This window comes from Sphingomonas pseudosanguinis (assembly GCF_052056765.1).
GTDB lineage: Bacteria > Pseudomonadota > Alphaproteobacteria > Sphingomonadales > Sphingomonadaceae > Sphingomonas > Sphingomonas pseudosanguinis.
The window spans coordinates 1,396,070-1,414,891 of record NZ_CP189888.1 but is presented as its reverse complement, the minus strand read 5'-3'; the positions used below and the strand labels follow the sequence as shown (position 1 = coordinate 1,414,891).

At 67.6% G+C, this 18,822-nt stretch carries 12 protein-coding genes; 6 read left to right on the top strand and 6 right to left on the bottom strand.

Annotation, left to right across the window (positions count from 1 at the left end; translation table 11 throughout):
- Positions 1-73: 73 nt before the first annotated feature.
- The 3 genes from ACQHGV_RS06385 to ACQHGV_RS06375 are packed head-to-tail and all read left to right on the top strand — an operon-like array spanning position 74 to position 4,397.
- Positions 74-1,183 (top strand): endo-1,4-beta-xylanase, encoded by a 1,110-nt coding sequence (locus ACQHGV_RS06385; protein ID WP_440979851.1) that lies wholly within the window; start codon positions 74-76, stop codon positions 1,181-1,183.
- On the top strand, positions 1,180-2,844 hold the full coding sequence (locus ACQHGV_RS06380) for a glycoside hydrolase family 43 protein (RefSeq protein WP_440979850.1): 1,665 nt from the start codon (positions 1,180-1,182) through the stop codon (positions 2,842-2,844). The genes ACQHGV_RS06385 and ACQHGV_RS06380 overlap by 4 nt, the downstream gene beginning before the upstream one ends.
- Positions 2,841-4,397 carry a glycoside hydrolase family 43 protein gene (locus ACQHGV_RS06375; protein ID WP_440979849.1) on the top strand — a complete coding sequence of 519 codons (1,557 nt, stop codon included), beginning with the start codon at positions 2,841-2,843 and terminating at the stop codon, positions 4,395-4,397. The genes ACQHGV_RS06380 and ACQHGV_RS06375 overlap by 4 nt, the downstream gene beginning before the upstream one ends.
- 104 nt (positions 4,398-4,501) lie before the next feature.
- Here the strand turns inward: ACQHGV_RS06375 and ACQHGV_RS06370 are convergent, their stop codons facing one another.
- Both ACQHGV_RS06370 and ACQHGV_RS06365 read right to left on the bottom strand, forming a co-directional pair.
- Positions 4,502-6,046 carry a tryptophan halogenase family protein gene (locus tag ACQHGV_RS06370; protein WP_440979848.1) on the bottom strand — a complete coding sequence of 515 codons (1,545 nt, stop codon included), beginning with the start codon at positions 6,044-6,046 and terminating at the stop codon, positions 4,502-4,504.
- Positions 6,047-6,115: 69 nt separating this feature from the next.
- Positions 6,116-9,145 (bottom strand): TonB-dependent receptor, encoded by a 3,030-nt coding sequence (locus tag ACQHGV_RS06365; protein ID WP_440979847.1) that lies wholly within the window; start codon positions 9,143-9,145, stop codon positions 6,116-6,118.
- 265 nt (positions 9,146-9,410) lie between these two features.
- Here ACQHGV_RS06365 and ACQHGV_RS06360 point away from each other — a divergent pair, with 265 nt between their 5' ends.
- Positions 9,411-10,100, top strand: coding sequence for a SapC family protein (locus tag ACQHGV_RS06360; protein ID WP_440979846.1), 690 nt, complete (start codon positions 9,411-9,413; stop codon positions 10,098-10,100).
- Entirely contained in the window at positions 10,097-11,101 is a 1,005-nt protein-coding gene (locus tag ACQHGV_RS06355; protein ID WP_440979845.1) for a cupin-like domain-containing protein, read from the top strand. The genes ACQHGV_RS06360 and ACQHGV_RS06355 overlap by 4 nt, the downstream gene beginning before the upstream one ends.
- 6 nt (positions 11,102-11,107) lie before the next feature.
- On the opposite strand, the gene ACQHGV_RS06350 is transcribed toward ACQHGV_RS06355, so the two are convergent.
- Positions 11,108-13,573, bottom strand: coding sequence for a glycosyl hydrolase 115 family protein (locus tag ACQHGV_RS06350; RefSeq protein ID WP_440979844.1), 2,466 nt, complete (start codon positions 13,571-13,573; stop codon positions 11,108-11,110).
- Between the two features lie 116 nt (positions 13,574-13,689).
- Between ACQHGV_RS06350 and ACQHGV_RS06345 the strand changes: the two genes are divergently transcribed.
- Positions 13,690-14,922 carry an SGNH/GDSL hydrolase family protein gene (locus ACQHGV_RS06345; protein WP_440979843.1) on the top strand — a complete coding sequence of 411 codons (1,233 nt, stop codon included), beginning with the start codon at positions 13,690-13,692 and terminating at the stop codon, positions 14,920-14,922.
- On the opposite strand, the gene ACQHGV_RS06340 is transcribed toward ACQHGV_RS06345, so the two are convergent.
- Genes ACQHGV_RS06340 through ACQHGV_RS06330 form a run of 3 tightly spaced genes read right to left on the bottom strand, consistent with a single transcriptional unit; the run spans position 14,923 to position 18,763 of the window.
- Positions 14,923-17,310 carry a TonB-dependent receptor gene (locus ACQHGV_RS06340; RefSeq protein WP_440979842.1) on the bottom strand — a complete coding sequence of 796 codons (2,388 nt, stop codon included), beginning with the start codon at positions 17,308-17,310 and terminating at the stop codon, positions 14,923-14,925. It lies immediately after the preceding gene.
- 14 nt (positions 17,311-17,324) lie between these two features.
- Complete coding sequence (locus tag ACQHGV_RS06335; RefSeq protein WP_440979841.1) at positions 17,325-18,263, bottom strand: FecR family protein; 939 nt, start codon at positions 18,261-18,263, stop codon at positions 17,325-17,327.
- Positions 18,260-18,763 (bottom strand): sigma-70 family RNA polymerase sigma factor, encoded by a 504-nt coding sequence (locus tag ACQHGV_RS06330; RefSeq protein WP_409790599.1) that lies wholly within the window; start codon positions 18,761-18,763, stop codon positions 18,260-18,262. The genes ACQHGV_RS06335 and ACQHGV_RS06330 overlap by 4 nt, the downstream gene beginning before the upstream one ends.
- Positions 18,764-18,822 lie beyond the last annotated feature (59 nt).

Here is an 18,822-nt window from a genome sequence, read left to right as displayed (position 1 = left end):
TTTGACCATCACCATGCAAATGTCGCCGCAAAGCACAAAGGAGAGGGTGATGGAACCCAAGGGGCAAGGCCCGATGCTGACGCGTCGGCAACAGCTTGTCGGGATGACCGGCGGCCTGATGATGGGAGCGCTCCCGTCACCACTTATGGCGCAGGCCGATATGCCGTTACGCGATCTGGCGGCGGCCAAGGGAATCCTGTTCGGCACCGCGATCAATGCCGGACGATCCTCGCCGATCAACGATCCGGCCTATGGCGCGATCATCGCGCGCGAATGCGCGGTCGTCGTTCCCGAGAATGAGATGAAGGTCTATGTGGTCGGCAACGACCCGCAGGCGCTGAACTTCGGCCCCGCCGACGCCATCGCGACCTATGCGCGCGACCATGGCATGAAGCTGCGCGGGCACACCCTGCTATGGAACTATGGCAAGTATATCTCGCCGGCGCTCGCCGAGCGGGTGCGGAGCGTCGGCGCCGAAAAATGGCTGCGCGCCTATATCGCCAGCGTCGCCGGCCATTTCGGCGATCGCATCTATTCCTGGGACGTGGTCAACGAGACGATCGATCCCAAGACTGGCGAGATCCGCGACACCGTCTTCACCCAGGCGCTCGGCTTCGACGCGCTGAAGATCGCGTTCGAAGCGGCCAGGGAACACGCCCCCCACGCCCAGCGGGTCTATAACGACTATATGTCCTGGGAGGTTGGCAACGAGAAGCATCGCGCCGGTGTCCTGCGGCTGCTCGAGCGGTTCCGGCGCGAAAAGGTGCCGGTCGACGCGCTCGGCATCCAGAGCCATCTGGGCAATGACGGCAGCCATTCGCGCGCCCAACGCGCCGAGTGGAAGCAGTTCATCGATGCGGTGGTGGCGATGGGTTATCGCCTGCTGATCACCGAGTTCGACATCAACGACCGCGAACTCCCGGCCGATCCCGTCCGCCGCGACGCGCAGGTCGCCGCCGTCGCGCGCGACTATCTCGATCGCATGTTCGCCTATCCGCAGCTCGACCAGTTCCTGTGCTGGGGCCTGTGGGACAAGCATAGCTGGCTGCAGGGGTTCGCGCCGCGCCCTGACGGCGTCGCCCAGCGCCCCCTTCCCTATGACGATGCGCTGCACCCCAAGCCGCTGCGCGCGGCCATCGCCGATGCCCTCCGCGCTGCCCCCGTTCGAAAGACCATCGCATGATCCGCCGCCTGACGCTCCTTGCCCTGTCGCTGAGCCTGGCCGGGCCCGCCGTCGCGCAGACCGCGCAGTTCGATGACTTCCGCTATCAGGGCCGTTCGCTGGAGCAGGTAAAGCCGGGCCCGGGCGAATATCTGAACCCGATCGTCGCGGGCTATTATCCCGATCCCTCGGTCACGCGGGTCGGCAACGACTATTATCTCGTCAATTCGTCCTTCGCCCATTATCCGGGCCTGCCGATCTTCCACTCGACCGATCTCGTGAACTGGACGCAGATCGGCAATGCGATCGACCGGCCGGGGCAGCTCGATTTCTCGGGCCGCGCGATTTCCGAGGCGGTGTTCGCGCCCGACATCAGCTATCACGACGGCACCTTCTACATCGTCAACACCTGCGTTCAGTGCCGGGGCAATTTCGTCATCACCGCCAAGAACCCCGCCGGCCCCTGGTCGGACCCGATCTGGCTCCCCTTCGAGGGGATCGACCCGTCCATCTACTGGGAGGGGGACCGCGCCTATATCGTCAACAACCGCGCACCCGACGAGACGCCGCGCTATGATGGCCACCGCGCCATCTGGGTCCAGGAATATGACTGGCGCGCGGGCAAGATGGTGGGGGAGAGTACGCAGCTGATCAATGGCGGCGTCGACCTGTCGAAGAAGCCCGTCTGGATCGAAGGGCCGCATATCTTCAAGAAGGACGGCTGGTATTATCTGACCGCCGCCGAGGGCGGGACCAGCGTCAACCATTCGCAGGTCGTCTTCCGCTCCAAGGCGCTACGCGGGCCTTTCGTGCCCTACGCCGGCAATCCGATCCTTACCCAACGCGATCTCGACCCCAACCGTCCGCATCCGATCAGCGCGGCGGGCCATGCCGAGCTGGTCCAGACGCAGAATGGCGACTGGTGGGCGACCTTCCTCGCGACGCGCCCCTATGCCGAGGATTTCTACAATATCGGGCGTGAGACCTTCCTGTTGCCCGTCACCTGGAAGGACGGATGGCCGATGATCCTGGAGCGCGGCAAGCCCGTACCCTGGACCCATGCCAAGCCCGACCTGCCCGCCAGCCCCGCCCCCAAACTGCCGACCAGCGGCGACTTCGGCTATGTCGACGGCTTCGACGGCAATAAGCTCGCCATGCCGTGGATCGGCATCCGCACGCCCAAAACCCCCTTCTACCGCGTCGCCAATGGCCGCCTGTCGATCGACAGCGGCGCGCCGCTGGGCGATCGGAGCGGCGTGCCCGCCTTTGTCGGGCGTCGCCAGCAGCATGTGGTCGCCGATGTCGCGACGACGCTGACCTTCACCCCCGCCAGGGACGGCGCACGCGCCGGGCTGGCGGCGATCCAGAACGACTATGCCTATCTGTTCTTCGGCCTGACCCGTATCGACGGACAGCCGCGCATCGCGCTCTATGTCCGGGAGGGCAAGAACACGCGCGACGAAGCCGCGCCCGAAAGGCTGGTGGCCTCTGCGCCGCTGACCGCAAAGGGACCGGTCACGCTCAGCATCCATGCGAAAGGCGGTATGATGACGTTCGATTATCAGACAGGCGGCAAGCCGATGACGCTGACATCCGATCTCGATGTCCGCTTCCTCAGCACCGCGCGCGCGGGCGGGTTCGTCGGCACGGTCATCGGCCCTTATGCGTATACGCCGCGATGACGGCGCGGCGACCTTTCGCGATTGCGCTTGCGGTCTCGCTGGCCGGGCTGTCCGCCATGGCTGGTGCACAAGCCTGGCAGTCGGATCGCGGCGACGGCACCTATGCCAATCCGCCACTCTATGCCGATTATCCCGATCCCGACATCATTCGGGTGGGGCGGGACTTCTACTTCATCACCACGACCTTTGCCAACGTCCCCGGCCTGACCATCATGACCTCGCGCGATCTGGTGAACTGGCGCTTCGTCGGCCATGTCATCGATCGGCTCGAGGGCTTGCCCGAATATGAGCTGAAGAAGGGCGGCGCCTATCGAAAGGGCATCTTCGCCCCCAGCCTGCGCTACCGCGACGGCGTCTTCTACATCGCGGTGACGCCGGTCGGCGAGAAGACACGCATCTATCGCTCGAAGGACATTCGCGGCCCCTGGACGATGAACCGGATCAGCGAGGAAGCCTTTGATCCGGGCCTGTTCTTCGACACGGACGGCAGCGCCTATATCATGACCTCGGTCGGGTCGGACGGCACCAATACGCTGCTCAGCCTCGACCGCGACCTGCGCACCGTCACCGACAAACGCGTCGTCTATTTCAACAAGGGCGCCGAGGGCTCGAAGCTCGTCAAACGCGGCGACTATTATTACATGTTCAACGCCATCCCCTTCCGGCTGGGGATGACCGTCTCGCGCGCCAAGAGCCTGTTCGGGCCATGGGAGACGCGCGACCAGATCGACGACAAGACCGGCGGGCATCAGGGTGCGATCGTCGATCTGCCCGATGGCACCGACTATGGCTTCGTGATGATCGATGCCGGTGCGGTCGGGCGGATGACGAACATCAGCCCCGTCTTCTGGAAGGACCGCTGGCCGGTCTGGGGCACGCCGGACACGCCGGGCCGCGTGCCCGCCACCGCGACCAAGCCGATCCAGGGCCAGCCCGTCAGCCTGCTCCCCGCCTCGGACGATTTCGCGGCGTCCAAGCTGGGCCTGCAATGGCAGTGGAACCACAATCCCGTCGCCAGCGGCTGGTCGCTGACCGAGCGGCCGGGCTGGATGCGACTGCGCGCGGGCCAGGCCCCCGCCCTTTGGAGCGCGCGCAACACCCTGCTGCAAAAGGAACAGGGACCGTTCAGCCGGGGGATCGTGGCGATCGACCCGTCGCATATCGCCGCTGGCGACCAGTGCGGCTTCGGCACCTTCGGCAAATATAACGGCCATATCGCGGTCGGCCGGGGACGCGATGGCCGACTGACGCTCACCATGCGCGTGATCGAGGATCTGGCCGACACCCAGAAGACCGACGTCCGGGTCGATGCCCAGCCGATCGCCGCCAAGCGGCTGTTCCTGCGCACCGACATGGATTTCAAGACCGATCGGGGCAGCGTCGCCTATAGCGTCGACGGGCGCGACTGGCGGACGCTGGGCGGCGATTTCCCGCTCGCCTTCGACTGGCGGACGGGGACGTTCCAAGGACAGCAATATGCGCTGTTCTGCTATAATCCGGGTGCCAAGGGCGGGTGGATGGATGTCGACAGCTTCACGCTGTCGGGGCGGTAATCCCGTGGCCTTCGACTTCGCTCAGGCTGAACGGAGCGGAGGATCGAAGGCCACACATTCCAGCATCCGTTCAGCCTGAGCGAAGTCGAAGGCCATGCGAAACGCTAGATCGTCGGCAATCCCCGCTCGACGATCTTGCGGATCAGGTCACGGTGCTTGGGCAAACCGGCGAGCATCCGCCCGGTCTGCACGTCATTCTCCCGCCGGGCGCGCTCGGCGAGGATCGTCTCGGCCGCCAGGCTGCCCGGCGCGGTCTCGGTGCGCTGGCCCATGCCGTACAGGACATATTGATAGCTGGCCGAGGGGAACACCTCTTCCACCCGGTCGAACTCGTCATGCATCCACGGCGCCTGATAGCGCCACAGCGTCATCAGTTCCTGCAACCGGTCCGGCATCGTCTCGGCCCGGCAATTGTCCCGCCAGAAGTCGCTATCGGTCCGCTGGGTCAGCGCGTAATGCAGCTTCAGGAAATCGACGATCCGGCCCCAGCGGTACAGGGTCGTGTCGTTGAACCGCTTGGCGACCGTGTCCATCACCTCGCGGCACGCCGGCATCTGCTCGGCGATCAGCTTGGCCGACAGCTCGATCAGGACGATAGCCGAGGCCTCGAGCGGTTCGAGGAACCCGGCCGCCAGCCCGACGCCGACACAGTTGCGCTCCCAGAACCGCTCACGATGTCCCGCCCGGATCTTGAGCGCGCGCACCGACAGATCGCGCCCCGCCTCGCCCAGATAGGCGCGCAGTTCGCGCTCGGCTTCGTCGCGGCCGATATGGCTGCTCGAAAAGACATGCCCCACCCCGCGCCGGGTCGGCAGGCCGATGTCCCAGATCCAGCCCGACGACTGCGCCGTCGAGATGGTGTGCGAGGCGATCGGCGCCTCGGGATCGTCATAGGGCACCTGGATGGCGAGCGCGGTATCGCAGAACAGCACATCGCCCAGCGGCTTGAATGGCACGCCCATCGCCTCGCCGAGCAGGAGCGAGCGGAAACCGGTGCAGTCGACGAACAGGTTGCCGGTCACTTCCCCCGCCTGCGCCGTGCGGACCGCGCGAATGTCGCCCTGCTCACTCAGCAGCACCTCTTCGACATCGGCCAGGACATGCCGCACGCCCAACCTCTCGCAGCAATGGCGGCGCAGGAAATCGGCGAACTTGCCGGCATCGAGATGATAGGCATAGTTGGCCAGCGCTTCATATTCGGGCGTCGCGATCGTCTTGGGCGCAAGGCCGGCGTCGCAGATCCGCCCCTGCGGCGTCACCGCGTCGCAGAAGCTGCCCTCCTCGCCCGCCGCCAGCCAGTGAGGGGCCAGGTTCACCTGTCCGAAGCTCTGCGGCAGCATCAGCGGGTGGTAATAGCCGTCATCGGCCGCACCCGTCGTCCAGCGGTTGAAGCGCGCGCCCTGCTTGAACGAGGCATCGCACTCGCGGAAGAACGCGGTCTCCGACACGCCCATCTTGCGCAGGGTCGTGCGCAGCGTCGGCCAGGTCCCCTCGCCCACGCCGATGATCGGCACATTGGGCGACTCCACGAGTGTGACGGTAAAGCCATGCGGCCGCCGCCCCTGATGCCGCGCGGCGATGACACCGGCGGTCAACCAGCCGGCGGTGCCGCCGCCGACGATCACGATATTCTGGATGGGCTGAACCATGGTCGAGAAGGTCCAAAAGCGAACGGGGATGTCAAGCCGAAGCCCGACATCCCCGCCCTCGCGCTATCGTCAGAAGCGGTAGCGCGCGCCGAGCGTGAAGCGCCGGCCATAATCGAACACATCGAGCAGCTGGTTCTTGAACCGGCCATGCGTGCTCTGCTTGTTGTTGTTGAGGTTCAGGATTTCGCCGAAGATCGAGAAGTCCTTGGTGACGTCATAGCTGCTAGTCAGATCGACCTGGAAGCTCTGGTTCACGAAGGTCGGCTCGGCGCCGTACGCCCCGGTATTCTGGTTCTGGCCGAAGCCCGCCAGATACTCGTCACGCCAGTTGAGCGCGGTTCGGATCTGGAAGCCGTTTTTGTCGTAGAAGCCGACGAAGTTGGCCGAATTGGCCAGGCCCGTAACCGCGAAGCCCGTCTGCGAGATGTTGGTCGCGTCATAGGGTTTGTTGGTGTCGACCAGCGTCGCGTTCGCCTGGAAGCCGAAGCCGCTATCGCCGAACACCTGCTGCCAGGCGATTTCGACACCGCGCACCGTCGCGTCCGGCCCGTTGACCTGTGCCGAGATGGCGAAGCTCGCGGGCTGGCCCGTGGTCGGATCGATCACGCCGTTCACCGTCTGGCGCGTCACGCCGCCGACGATGAAGTTGCTGACGTTCTTCAGGAAGAAGTCAACCGCGAGGTACGAGTTGCGCTGGTAGTACCATTCGGCCGCGACGTCGAAATTGTCGGCCAGATAGGGCTGTAGATTGGGATTGCCGCCGCTGCCCGACAGCGCACCGACGCGCTGGCCGATACCGACGTTGAGCACCGGGTTCAGCAGGTTGAGGCCCGGACGGGTCAGCGTACGCGACGCGTCGAAGCGCAGCTGCAGATTGTCGGTCACTTCCAGTCGTGCGTCGACCGAGGGCAGCACATAGGTGTAGCTGTTGCGGCGCGCCACGGGCTGCGTGTCGGAGAAGCCGATGGTCAGCAGCGACGGGTCGGTCGTGCTGCGCGTGATCGACGTCGGCTGGCGTCCCTGCCCGATCGAGCGCAGACGGGTATTCTCAGTGCGCACGCCGAACGCGACATGCAGGGGCATGTTGCCGATCCGGCCTTCCATCGCCGAGCTGAGGAAGAAGGACAGCGTCTTTTCGTTGACCGTCAGGATGCTCGCCGGATCGACCGCCTCGGTGAACTGGCCACGGAACCCGCGCAGTCCGTTCGCCGTGTCGGTGGCGCCCGGATAATTGAACCCCGGAATATTCTGGGCATAGGGATTGCCCAGCCCCGACAGATAGGCCTGATAGGCCTGCGGACTGTAGATCAGGACGGATGGCGGCAGGCCGCCCGCGAAGCCGGGGATGAATTTGTCGAGGCTGATCGTGCCCTGATAGAGGCTGGACGGCAGGGGCGACACGCCACCGCCCTGGCCCGACGGCGCGCCATAGCCCGAATAGGCCTGCCAGAAATTGTTCGTGAAGGTGCTGCGGTTCAACAGCTGGAAATTGTCTTCGACATACTGGCCGCCGAGCTTGAGCGTGATATTCTCTTCTTTCCACGTCGCAACGCCGCGGAATTGCTTGAGCTCATCGGTATTCTGCTGGGTCTGGTTGACCGTGACGTGCGAACCGATCAGCGCGGGATCGGCCCAGCGCGCGCCATCGCCGGCGGGGCCGAAATTGCTGATCGTCGGGAACGCCTTGTTGCTGTCGCCCGTGATGTTGAAGCCCAGATTGGTGCCCAGGCGACCGCCATAGCCGATGTCGCCATTCTGGCTGCCGATGACATTGCCGGGGTTCAGCCAGCTCTTGGCATAGGCGCCGTCGCCTTCGACCGTCAGCTTTTCGGTGACGTCCCACTTGACGTTCAGGCCGGTCTGGTTGGTCTGAAGGATCTGGCGGTTATGCGCGCTGGTGAAGTCGGTCGGCGACCCAGCCTGGGTGAAGCTGACCGCCGTGCCGTTGGCGTCCTGCTTGACGTTGCGCAGCGACTCCTGGCTGAACCATACGCCAAAGCCATACACGTCGGTATTGAGCGTCTGGCGCGAAAAGTTGTTGTCCAGCGTGACCATCACCCCTTCGGAAGGGTGCCATTGCAGCGCGATGCGGCCATCGACACGCTCGTCCTGCACGCGCTGCTGTTCCGCGCCGTATTGCTGCGGGAACCAGCCGGTGAGCGTTCGCCGGTTCGAGGGTGCGGCGTTGACGTCGTTCGTCGGCGCGCAGGTGGCGGCGGTGCTACCCTGCAACTGGCAGGGGGCGAAGCCGTTGCCCGGCCAACCCGAGACGAAGACGCGATTGGTATCGGTATCACGGCGGGTATAGATAAAGCTCGACAGGATACCCAGCGTATCGTCGGCGAAGGTGTCGCTGACCAGCGCGCCGAGCGTCGGCACGACATGGCCCGCACGGTCCTGCAGCGAACCCGAGGCGCTGACCGCGGCACGGAAGCCGGGATGGTCGAACGGCTTGGGGAACTGGATGTCGACGGTCGCACCGATCGAGCTGGACGCCAGCGACACGTCGGGCGTCTTCAGCACGCTGATACCGCCGATGAAATCCGAGCCGACGGTGCTGAAGTCGATCTGGCGACCACCGGTCGCGGTCGAGATGCGGCGGCCGTCATAGAGCGTGGTGTTGAAGTCGCCGCCAAAGCCGCGAACGGTGATGCCGGTGGGCTCGCCACGTGCGCCCGAGCGCTGGATCGATACGCCGGGCAGACGCTGGAGCGAGGCCGCGACGTTCGAGTCGGGAAATTTGCCGATGTCTTCTGCGGAGATAGCATCGACGACGCCGGTCGCGGTACGCTTGATGTCGAGGTTGCGCTGGAGCGAACTGCGCAGGCCGGTGACGATGATGTCGGCCGAACTCGCCTCGCCATCGGGCGACGGGCTATTGTCCTGCGCGGCGGGGTCGGTGGCCTGCCCCTGGGGCGTGCCCGCTTCCTGGGCGGTAGTGGTGTTGGCCTGAACCGCGACGTCCGGACGGACGCCGGCTCCGGTCTGGGCAAAGGCCGCGTCAGGCGACAGCAGCGCCAGGGCCATCAGCGGCGACACGCCGGTCATCAGCCTGCGCCGCGACGTCAGCGTGCTCACGAGAACAGTGCGAACCACCATCTTCCCCTCTCCTTCATGTTTATGTCCATGGGCGACCGACGTTATGCCGCCGTACCGCCCACATTATGCCAGGATGGTAACGCTATGATAGCGCTATAACAAGCGATTTGTCAGAGTGCGCGAATGCCGGTATCGGCACGGCTTGACGAAGGACGGAGGGACCGGACACAACCCCGCCCCAGACACAATCCCGCCATCGTCGCCCCGGCCGGCATCGCATCCGCCCGGGGTCATGAGAGGGTGCGACGCGAGAGGACCGACGACCATGGCCGATATGGAATTGCTCGACAGCGCGCGGCATGCGGCCCTGCGCGTGTCCACCGCACCCGACGCGACGCGCCATTTCGTGCAGCTGGTGGCCGAGGAGTTCATCGCCGCCTCGCTCCACTATCCGATATTGTTCACCCGGCACCCCGAGACGGGTGACCTCTATCCGGGGGCGCTGATGGGCTTGGTGCCGGACGAAAATCTCTGCCTGAACGCCGATCGCACATTGGCGGGCTATCGCGCCGCCGATCTGGAGCGGCAGGGTTTCTACGTCTCGGGCGAGAATATCGCGATCGATCCCCATCACGCCGCGTTGCGACAGCCCGGAGGCGAGCCGGTATTCGACGCGGACGGCGCACCGACGCCGATGTTGCAGCGGGTCCAGGCCGCCTTGCGCCGGTTGCACAAGGGGCTGCCCGAGACCGAACGCTTCGTCGCCGCGCTGCTGGCGCACAAGCTGGTCGAGCCGATCGACCTGAGCTTCCGCTTCGACAATGGCGAAAGCCTGCAACTCGACTCGCTCTATACGATCAGCCTCGATGCGCTCCACGCGCTGCCCGACGACGTCGCGCTGTCGCTGTTCCGGTCGGGCGACATGCAGCTGATCTATGCTCAGACCAATTCGGTCCGCCATATCCCCACGCTCGCCCGGCGGCGCAACGACCGGTTGAGCGGACTGGCGGCGTGAGCGGCGCAGCGGTCGAGATCGATCGCGCCGCGCTGACCGATCCGGCGGCCTTCCGCCGGCTGGTCGCCGAACCCTGCCAGCCGGTGGTGATACGTGGCGCGGTCGCCGGATGGCCGCTAGCGGAAGCGGTCAAGGACGGTGCGGCGCTGCGCGACTATCTGGCGCGGTTCGATGCGGGCCATCCGGTCGAGGCCTTTGTCGGCGATCCTGCGATCGCCGGCCGCTACCACTACACCGACGATCTGGCGGGGTTCAATTTCCGGCGCGAACGCATGGCGCTGGGCGAGGCGGTCGCACGGATCACCCGGCCGGGCGAAGCGACCGAAAGCGTCTATGCCGGCTCGCTGCCGACCGAGGTCTTCCTGCCGGGACTCGCGGCGGAGAACGCTCTGCCCTTCGCGCCTTCGGGGGTATCGCCCCGACTGTGGATCGGTCACGCCTCGACCATCGCCTGCCATTACGACATGCTGGACAATATCGCCTGCGTGGTGGCGGGGGAGCGGCGCTTCACCCTCTATCCGCCGGATGCGATCGACGACCTCTATGTCGGTCCGATCGACCACACCATGGCGGGCCAGCCGGTGGCGCTGGCAGCGGAGGCGGCGCCGGGCGACCCGCGCTATCCGCGCTTCGAACACGCGGCGGCGCGGGCGATCACGGTCGATCTGGGGCCGGGCGATGCGCTCTACATGCCCAAGCTCTGGTGGCACCGAGTGGAGGCGCGCGGACGGCTCAACCTGCTGGTCAATTACTGGTGGGATGCGTTTCCGATCGGGCCCGATCAACCCTTCGTCACGCTATTGCTGGCGATGAGCGCGATCGCCGCGCGCCCCGCGCCAGAGCGGGCGGCCTGGGCCGCATGGTTCGATCACTACGCCTTTCGCCCCGATGGCCATCCGCTGGCACATCTGCCAGAGGAGCGTCACGGCGTGCTGGGCGAGAACCCGGAGAATATGAAAATGCTCCGGGCGCAGGCAATGCGGATGCTCCGCGGCGGCTGAGCCGGCTCAGTCCGTGGCAGGGCTGAGCGTCAAGCCCTGGATCACCACCTCGGGATCGACCAGCCACAGGGTGATGCGATGCCGCCCGGCCGTGACCGCCGGTAGCGTCGTCGTCGCGGCCCGGCGGTTCTCGATCACCGACCGCTCCCATGTCTCCGCCGTCTCGCCGGCCATCAGATCGAGCATGATCGGTGCACCATCGTCGATCGAGATCGCGACCCGGTGCTTGCCGTTCCCCCGGACGTCCAGCCCCGGTGCGGCGACCACCCCCAAGGTCATCGGACCGGCGCGATCCCAGCGGACGTCATAGACGATATGCGGACTGGCCCCGCCCGGCCGCTCGATCGCGGGCGCGGTGGTGGGCGTGGCGATCATCGCCGCACCGGCCGCCGTGAAACCCGCCACACGCTGCCACCGCACGCCGCCGCCATCGACCGCTCGGCCGCTATCGGCCGCGATCATGCGGGCGGCACGGGGCGTCGGTGCCGGCAGTGGCAGGGGCTTGGCCACCGTCGCCAGTGCGGGCATCGTGTCGGTGTCGGGCTGTTGCCAGCCGGTATAGCCGATATGGGTCTGCGCCATCATGCTGGTCCATTTGCCGCCCGCCGTCTCGACCTCGTAGCGGCGGCGGATCGCCGCATCACGCACGTAGAAGCCGCGCGCCGCCTGCGCCATGCGGTCGGCGGTCGCGCCGTCTCCGGTACTCGCTGCCGCCCGGTTGGCGGCGACCGCGTGATACAGCCGGTGGAGGTTCGTCATCGCCTCGACGCGGTGGAGCACCAGTTCATAATAGGCGTCGCGCTGGGCGGCGGGCAGCGTCGCTTCGACCTGCCGCGCATCACCGTCGAGCGCGTTCCATTCCGCCAATATCCGCGCCCATTCGCCACCGGCCAGGTCATAGGTCGTCGCGTCGATCAGCTCGGGCTTGCGGCGGCTGGCGAGTTGCCCGTAGCGGGTCAGGAGCGCGCCGATGGCAGGGCCTTGCGCCGGCCCGAATTGCTGCGTCGCCCATCGGGCGGGATAGGCCTGCATCGCGGCCAGGTCCATGCGCGCCGGGTTCCACGCCATGGCGAGGAAGAAGCTGGTCGCATATTCCATCGGCTTCAGGTCGCCGACATTGACGATCCATAGCCGGTCCGCGCCATAATCGCTGGCCATCCGCATCTGCTGCCAGACGCGGGGCACGGCGTTCGTATCGAGCCATTTGTAATTGCGCGGCCCGCCGACATAATCGAAATGATAATAGACGCCCGCGCCGCCTGCGCGCGTCTGCCCCGGCGGCGGCAGGCGACGAATATTGCCCCAATTGTCGTCGGCGAACAGCAGGGTCACGTCGTCGGGGACGCGCATCCCCTTGTCATAATAATCCTGCACCTCCTTGTAGAGCGCCCAGACTTGCGGCGTTTCCGCGGCCGGGCGTTGGGTGACGTCGGCGATGATGCTGCGCTGGTCGGCGACGATCCCTTGCAGCAGGTCGATCGCGGTCCCCTCGGTCATCGGCTCGTCGCCGTCGCCGCGCATGCCGATGGTCACGGGGTCCTCGGCCTTGCCCCGCCGCTCGATACCCTTGCGCCAGAAGGCGCGCAGCGCGGGGGCATTTTTGGTGTAATCCCACGGCCCGCTGCCCTCACGCTTCCAGTCGGCCTGCGCGCGCTGCATCGGTTCGTGGTGCGAGGTGCCGAGCAGCACCCCCATTTCCTGCGCCAGCGGTGCGGAGGCGGGATCGTCCTCCCATAGCGACTTGCCCCACATGGCCGGCCACAGGAAATTCGCCTTGGAGCGAAGAAGCAGGGTGAAAACCTTCTCATAGGCCCGGTGATTGACGCCGCCGAACGTGGCGCGCGCCCAGCCGCCAAAGCCCGGTTCCTCGTCATTGATGAAGATGCCGCGATATTTGACGACCGGATGATCGGCGACGCGCCCCGCCGTCAGATAGAGGCTCGGGTGGCGCTGCGCGGGAACATCCGCCCACCAGGTCCAGGGGCTGACCCCGGCCTTGGCGCTGATGTCGTACAGACCGAAGATGGTGCCGCGCCGATCCGCGCCGACGATCACCAGCGCACGGGATACGCCCGGCGCGGGGTTGTCGACGACTTGCTCGACATAGCCTTCCCACTGGCCCTTGAGGCCGCTGACATCGATCTTGCCGGCCCGCACCAGCGCATCGATCACGGGGCTCTGGCCCAGCGTCCCCGCGATCACCGTCGCGCCCGCCACCGGTACATTCGCCAGCCGGACCTCGCCGCCGCCCACCGCCTTCAAGTCGGTGACCAGATCCTGCGCCGCGCGGCGGACACCCGGTGCATCGGCGTCGTCGACCACCACGGTGGACACCCGCCCCGGCAGGATCAGCGCCAGGCCACCCGGCGTCGCGCGCTCGCACGCCCTGACCGGCTGCGGACAGGCGGGCATAGCCTGCGCGGCGGCGGGCAACAGCGCGATCAGCGCGGCGGACAGTAGCAGATGGGGCATCGTCTCTCCCGATCCCGTCTCGCGTGACAGCGGCGGGCGTTTTCCTTTGGCGTTCTTCCTGATATCGCTACCACATACCGCGCCGCAAGCGTGGATGGACAGGAAGAGGATCGGATATGACGCGTTGGGGCTTCACGGCGGCGGCCGTCTTGGCGTTGGCACTACCCGGCGGCGCGACCGCGCGCGATGCACGCTGGACGCCGGCCTGGGGCTCGTCGCAGATGCGGATCGATGGCCCCAATGCGGACAAGCTGGCCAAGGCTGGCCCCGCGACGATTCGCCAGACCGTGCACCTGACCGCCGGCGGCCGCGTCCTTCGCCTCCGCCTCTCCAACATCGCCGGCACCGCGCCGCTGCGGATCGGGGCGGCCACCATCGGTGCGGGCACGCCGGGCCGGTCGGAGGTCGCGCAAATCCTGCCCGTACGGTTCGGCGGTCTGTCCTCAGTGCTCATCCCGCCGGGCGCGGAGCTGTATTCGGACGACATCGCCCTGCCGGTCACGCCGGGCAGCGATGTGACGGTCAGCCTCTATTTCCCCGAGGCCGTCACCCTGCCGACCGGCCATTCGGGTGCGCGGTCGACCACCTATCTGGCACCCGGCGACGCCACCGCGCGCCCCGCCCTGCCCGAGGCCGACAAGATCGGCGGCTGGTGGGCGCTGTCGGACGTCGAGGTCCGCGACGCCGCCCAGACCGCGACGATCGTCACCATCGGCGATTCGATCACCGACGGCTATGGCATCACCGATAACAGCAACAGCCGCTGGCCCGACGACTTCGCCCGACGGCTGGCCGCGAATGCCGCGACGCGCCGCTTCTCGGTGGTCAATGCCGGGATCGGCGGCAACCGCGTGCTGCTGGACGGGCTGGGCCCGAACCTGATGGCGCGCTTCGACCGTGACGTGATCGCCCGTCCGGGCGTCAGCCACGTCATCCTGCTGGAGGGCGTCAACGATCTGGGCGTGCTGACCCGCGAGCATCCTGTCGACCAGGCTACCCACCGGGCCATCGTCGAGCAGATCACCACCGCCTATCGCCAGCTGGCCGCGCGCGCCCATGCGCATGGCATCCGGCTGATCGGCGGGACGATCACCCCGTTCCAGGGCAGCGACTATTATCACCCCGGCCCGGAGACCGAGGCGGATCGTCAGGCCATCAACAGCTTCATCCGAACCTCGGGCGTGTTCGACGGCGTCGTCGATTTCGACCGGGCGGTGCGCGATCCGGCGCGTCCCGACCGGCTGCTGGCGGCCTATGACTCGGGCGATCACCTCCACCCGAGCATGGCCGGCTACAAGGCCATGGCGGCGGCCATTCCGCTGTCGCTGTTCACCACCCCGCGCCGCTGATCAAAAGGCGGTGTCGAGGCCGATGCGCAGCGTCCGGGGGCGCAACGGCGTCACCTGGTCGCGGCCCGTGGTGAAGGGGGTGCCCAGCGCGAAGCGGTTGCCCCGCACATCGGCCAAATTGGTGACGCTGGCGCTCAGCCCGAACGCGCCGAGCCCCAGCCGGGCGGTCACGCCGCTGTCGAGATAGCTGCCCTGCTGCTCGCCCAGCACGGGGCCGACACCCAGCCGCGACGCGCCGACATAGCGCAGCCAACCATCGATGCGCAGGTCGCGCCCGCCCGCCAGCGTCCGATGATAGACCGCCCCCGTCCGCGCGGTGATCCGCGCGATATTGGGGATCTGGCTCAACCGCGCGAGGATCGTCGCGCGCGCGAGCGAGGGATCGGCCACGTCCCCTTGCAGCAGGGTGAAGGCCCGACTGTTGGACGGCTCGTCGATATGGCTGTCGTTATAGGAGACCGCGCCCTCGATCCGCAGCGAGTCGGACAGTTGCGCGCCGACCAGCGCCTCGATCGTCCAGAGTTGGCCGTCGCCGATATTGGCGGTGCTGGGCAAGCCGGTCGAATCGATGAAGTCCGCCTGGATGTCACGCCAGGCGGTATGCGCCAGCGTGACCGACGCATCGATCGGATCGCGCCCCGGCCGCCCGGTACGCAACCCCGCCTCGATCGTCGCGACCCGGTCGTTGCGGAAGCGGCGGACCAGCGGCCCCTCGATCGTCAGCCCGCCCGGCCGGAACCCTTGCTGATAGCGCAGGAACAACTGCGCGCCGGGTGTCAGGTCAATCAGCGCGGAGGCCGAGGGCAGCAGGATGGTCTGCGCGCGGCTGGCAGTCACCTCGCGCAACTGACGCACCGCCTGAAGCGACAGGGCGGCCGGCAGATCCTCGGCCCCACCGTCGAGCACCGAATGGGTGACGCGCAAGCCGCCGGTGGTCAGCAGGCCGGGCAGCAGCCGCAGGCTCGCTTCGCCGTAAAGCGTCGCTTCCTCGACGCCGTTGACGACGCCGGTGCGCGGCACCAGCGCACCTGGCTCACCGAACAGGCGGGTCAGGCGCGTGGTGTTGTGGATATAGCTGAACCCCGCCAGCCAGCCCGAGCCATCCGGTCTGGAATACCAGGCGCGGGTTTCATTGGCCTGCATCCGCGTGCGATTGGCCTGCGCGAACAGCTGGACCGGGCCACCGGGCGGCGTCGCGTCATAGCGTTCCATCAGGTCATGCGCGGTCAGCCCGCTGCTCGAGCGGATACGTACCCGCCCGATCCGGCCCGACAGCACGAGTTGGCCCTGCACGAAATCGGCCGAGAAGCCTTCGGTCACCGGCGCCGAGCGGCTGAGTGGCGTGCCGTCGCGATCGGCATATTGGCTGTCGGCACCGCGAATACGCTGGCCGATGCCGATCGCCTCGACGCTCCACCCGCCCCCCAGGTCGAGCCGGGCGGCGGCGCGACCGCCTTCGATCCGGGTACGGTTGACGTCGGTGCGGTCGAGCAGCGGCTTGTCGATATAGCCGCCCTCGCTCGCCGCGTCGGCAACCAGCCGGATCGCCAGCCGGTCGGCGATGACGGGCAGGTTGAGCACCGCCTGCGCATCCGCGCCCGGCGCACCGTGGGTCGTCGCCGATCCGCCGAGCATCGCCGATCCGCCGAAGCGGGTCGCATCGGGCGCATTGGGCACCAGCCGGATCAGCCCGCCCAGCGACCCCGCGCCGTACAGCGTACCCTGCGGCCCCTCGAGCACCTCGACCGCCGCCAGATCGGCGAGCCGCAGATCGGGATCGGGCGCGTTGTAACTCAGGCGCAGGTCGCCGAAATACTGGCCTACCGTCGCCTGGGTCGGTCCGGTGAAGCTGGAATCGGCGATCCCCCGGATGAACAGCTTGTTGCGGCCTGCCCCCAGATAGGTCGAGGCGATCGCCGTCATCCGATCGGCGAGCCTGGACGTGCCCCCCGCCCCACCCAGTTCGAGATCGGCCCCCGCCACCTGCACGACCTGCCCCGCAAAATGATCGCGGGCGGTGTCGCGCTTGCTGGCGGTGACGACGACATCGCCCGGCGGCACCTCGGGCGGTGGGATAGTCGCTGGCCGGGGGCGGATCACGACGGGACGATCCGGCGCACGCGGGACGAGCCGCCAACCCGCGCCGCCCAGCCGCTCGACCCGCGCCTGCGCCCGGCGGGCGATGACGGCCAGCGCCTGTTCCACCGTCATCCGCCCATGCAGCGCGGGGACCGGGCGGCGCCACAGGCCGGGATCGGGCACGACGACGCTGGCACCACCGGCCCGGCCCAGCGTCATGACCTGGCTGCCGACCGTTCCGGCGGGCAGGTCGACGGGCACGCGCTCGGCCGCCACGGCGGGAACCGCCGCGACGATACTCAGCAACACGCCCCCCGCAATTCTCACCCGCGCGGTTCCAGCATCCAGCCCTGCCTCTCCTCGCGCACCGCCACGTTGAGCAGCGCGCCGAGCAGCCTGGGATCACGCCGCACGGCGTTCAGGTCGATCGTCCCGCGAAAGGCCTGCGCGGCCACCGACGGCCGGACCGCGACCGGCCGCCCGAGGAAGCGGGCCAGATCCTCCGCCACATCGGACAGCGCCGCGCCGTCATAGGCCAGCCGCCCGTCCCGCCAGCCACCAACCGCCTCGGGTTCCACCGCCTGGCGGACCAGCCTATTGCCCTCGGCCAGCACCGCCTGCCCCGCGTCGAGCCTCAGCGCGGCCCCACGCGGGTCGACCATCACCGCCCCTTCCGCCACCGTCACCCGCGTCATCCGGCGGCCCAGCCGGACGTCGAAAACCGTGCCCAAGTCGGTCAGCGCCAGTCCGCGCGCATCGACGGAGAAGGGATGGCGATCATCATGCCGCACCTGGAACAGCGCCTCGCCACGCTCCATGACCGCGCGGCGCGGATCGGCATGGTCCAGCATGATCCGCGACCCGCCCGCCAGCATGATGGCGCTGCCATCTGCCAGCGGCACCCGCCGCACCTCACCCGCCGCCGTCTCGATGACATAGGGCTGCGGCCGTTCACTCCACAGGCCGAGGCCGACCGCACCGACCAACGCCGCCGCGACGGCTCCCCCGATCCAGCGCAACGGGCGGCGGCGGGGCGGCTCCTCGACGATCACCGGCTCGGGGGCGATGACGTCGGGATACGCACGCAGGGCATCCTCGGCGTCGAGCAGCGCCGCCGCCATGCGGTCATAGGCGACGGCATGGCGCGGATCGGCCTCCAGCCAGTCGGTGAAGCCGTCCCAGTCGGCGCGGGCGGGATCGGCCATGCGCAGCGCCCAGTCGAGCGCGACGTCATCGATGGGGTTGACGGGGTCCTGGCTCATCCGATCTGGTCCTTGAGCGCGGCGAGCGCATGGGCCGCCATGCGCAGATCGCTTTCGACGGTGCTGATGCTGACGCCGAGTTCGGCCGCGATCTGGCGTTGGGGAATGCCCTCGATCCGGGCGCGGCGAAAGACCGTCGCGGGCCGTTCGCCCAGCGCGGTCAGCGTTGCCGCCACCCGCTCGGCGGTCTGGCGGGCGACCAGCGCGCGCTCGGCGGGCGGCTCGGGCCCGGCCTCCTGCAACTCCTGCCCCTCGGCCCAGTCCTGATCGCGTCGTTCCGCCTGCCGCCGCGCACGATAGCGGTCGATCATCAGCATGTCGGCGGCGCGGTAGAGATAGGCCAGCGGGTTGGCGATCGGACCATCCATCCGCCCCGCCATCTTGACCCACAGGTCCTGGACCAGATCCTCCGCCGCATCGCCCGCGCCACGTGCCGCCAGGAAGCGGACGAGCTTGTCGCGATTGGCGAGGAAGACGGCCTCGATCCCGGTGGGCGTCATGGTATCGACCGGACAAAAAGGGCGGAAGGCCGGTCGTTTAGCCGAACCCTCCGCCCGTG

Excerpts from the sequence above, each read along its gene's own strand:
- ACQHGV_RS06385 (WP_440979851.1), top strand. The coding sequence starts at position 74 with ATGCTGACGCGTCGGCAACAGCTTGTCGGGATGACCGGCGGCCTGATG.
- ACQHGV_RS06380 (WP_440979850.1), top strand. The coding sequence starts at position 1,180 with ATGATCCGCCGCCTGACGCTCCTTGCCCTGTCGCTGAGCCTGGCCGGG.
- ACQHGV_RS06375 (WP_440979849.1), top strand. The coding sequence starts at position 2,841 with ATGACGGCGCGGCGACCTTTCGCGATTGCGCTTGCGGTCTCGCTGGCC.
- ACQHGV_RS06370 (WP_440979848.1), bottom strand. The coding sequence starts at position 6,046 with ATGGTTCAGCCCATCCAGAATATCGTGATCGTCGGCGGCGGCACCGCC.
- ACQHGV_RS06365 (WP_440979847.1), bottom strand. The coding sequence starts at position 9,145 with ATGGTGGTTCGCACTGTTCTCGTGAGCACGCTGACGTCGCGGCGCAGG.
- ACQHGV_RS06360 (WP_440979846.1), top strand. The coding sequence starts at position 9,411 with ATGGCCGATATGGAATTGCTCGACAGCGCGCGGCATGCGGCCCTGCGC.
- ACQHGV_RS06350 (WP_440979844.1), bottom strand. The coding sequence starts at position 13,573 with ATGCCCCATCTGCTACTGTCCGCCGCGCTGATCGCGCTGTTGCCCGCC.
- ACQHGV_RS06345 (WP_440979843.1), top strand. The coding sequence starts at position 13,690 with ATGACGCGTTGGGGCTTCACGGCGGCGGCCGTCTTGGCGTTGGCACTA.
- ACQHGV_RS06335 (WP_440979841.1), bottom strand. The coding sequence starts at position 18,263 with ATGAGCCAGGACCCCGTCAACCCCATCGATGACGTCGCGCTCGACTGG.
- ACQHGV_RS06330 (WP_409790599.1), bottom strand. The coding sequence starts at position 18,763 with ATGACGCCCACCGGGATCGAGGCCGTCTTCCTCGCCAATCGCGACAAG.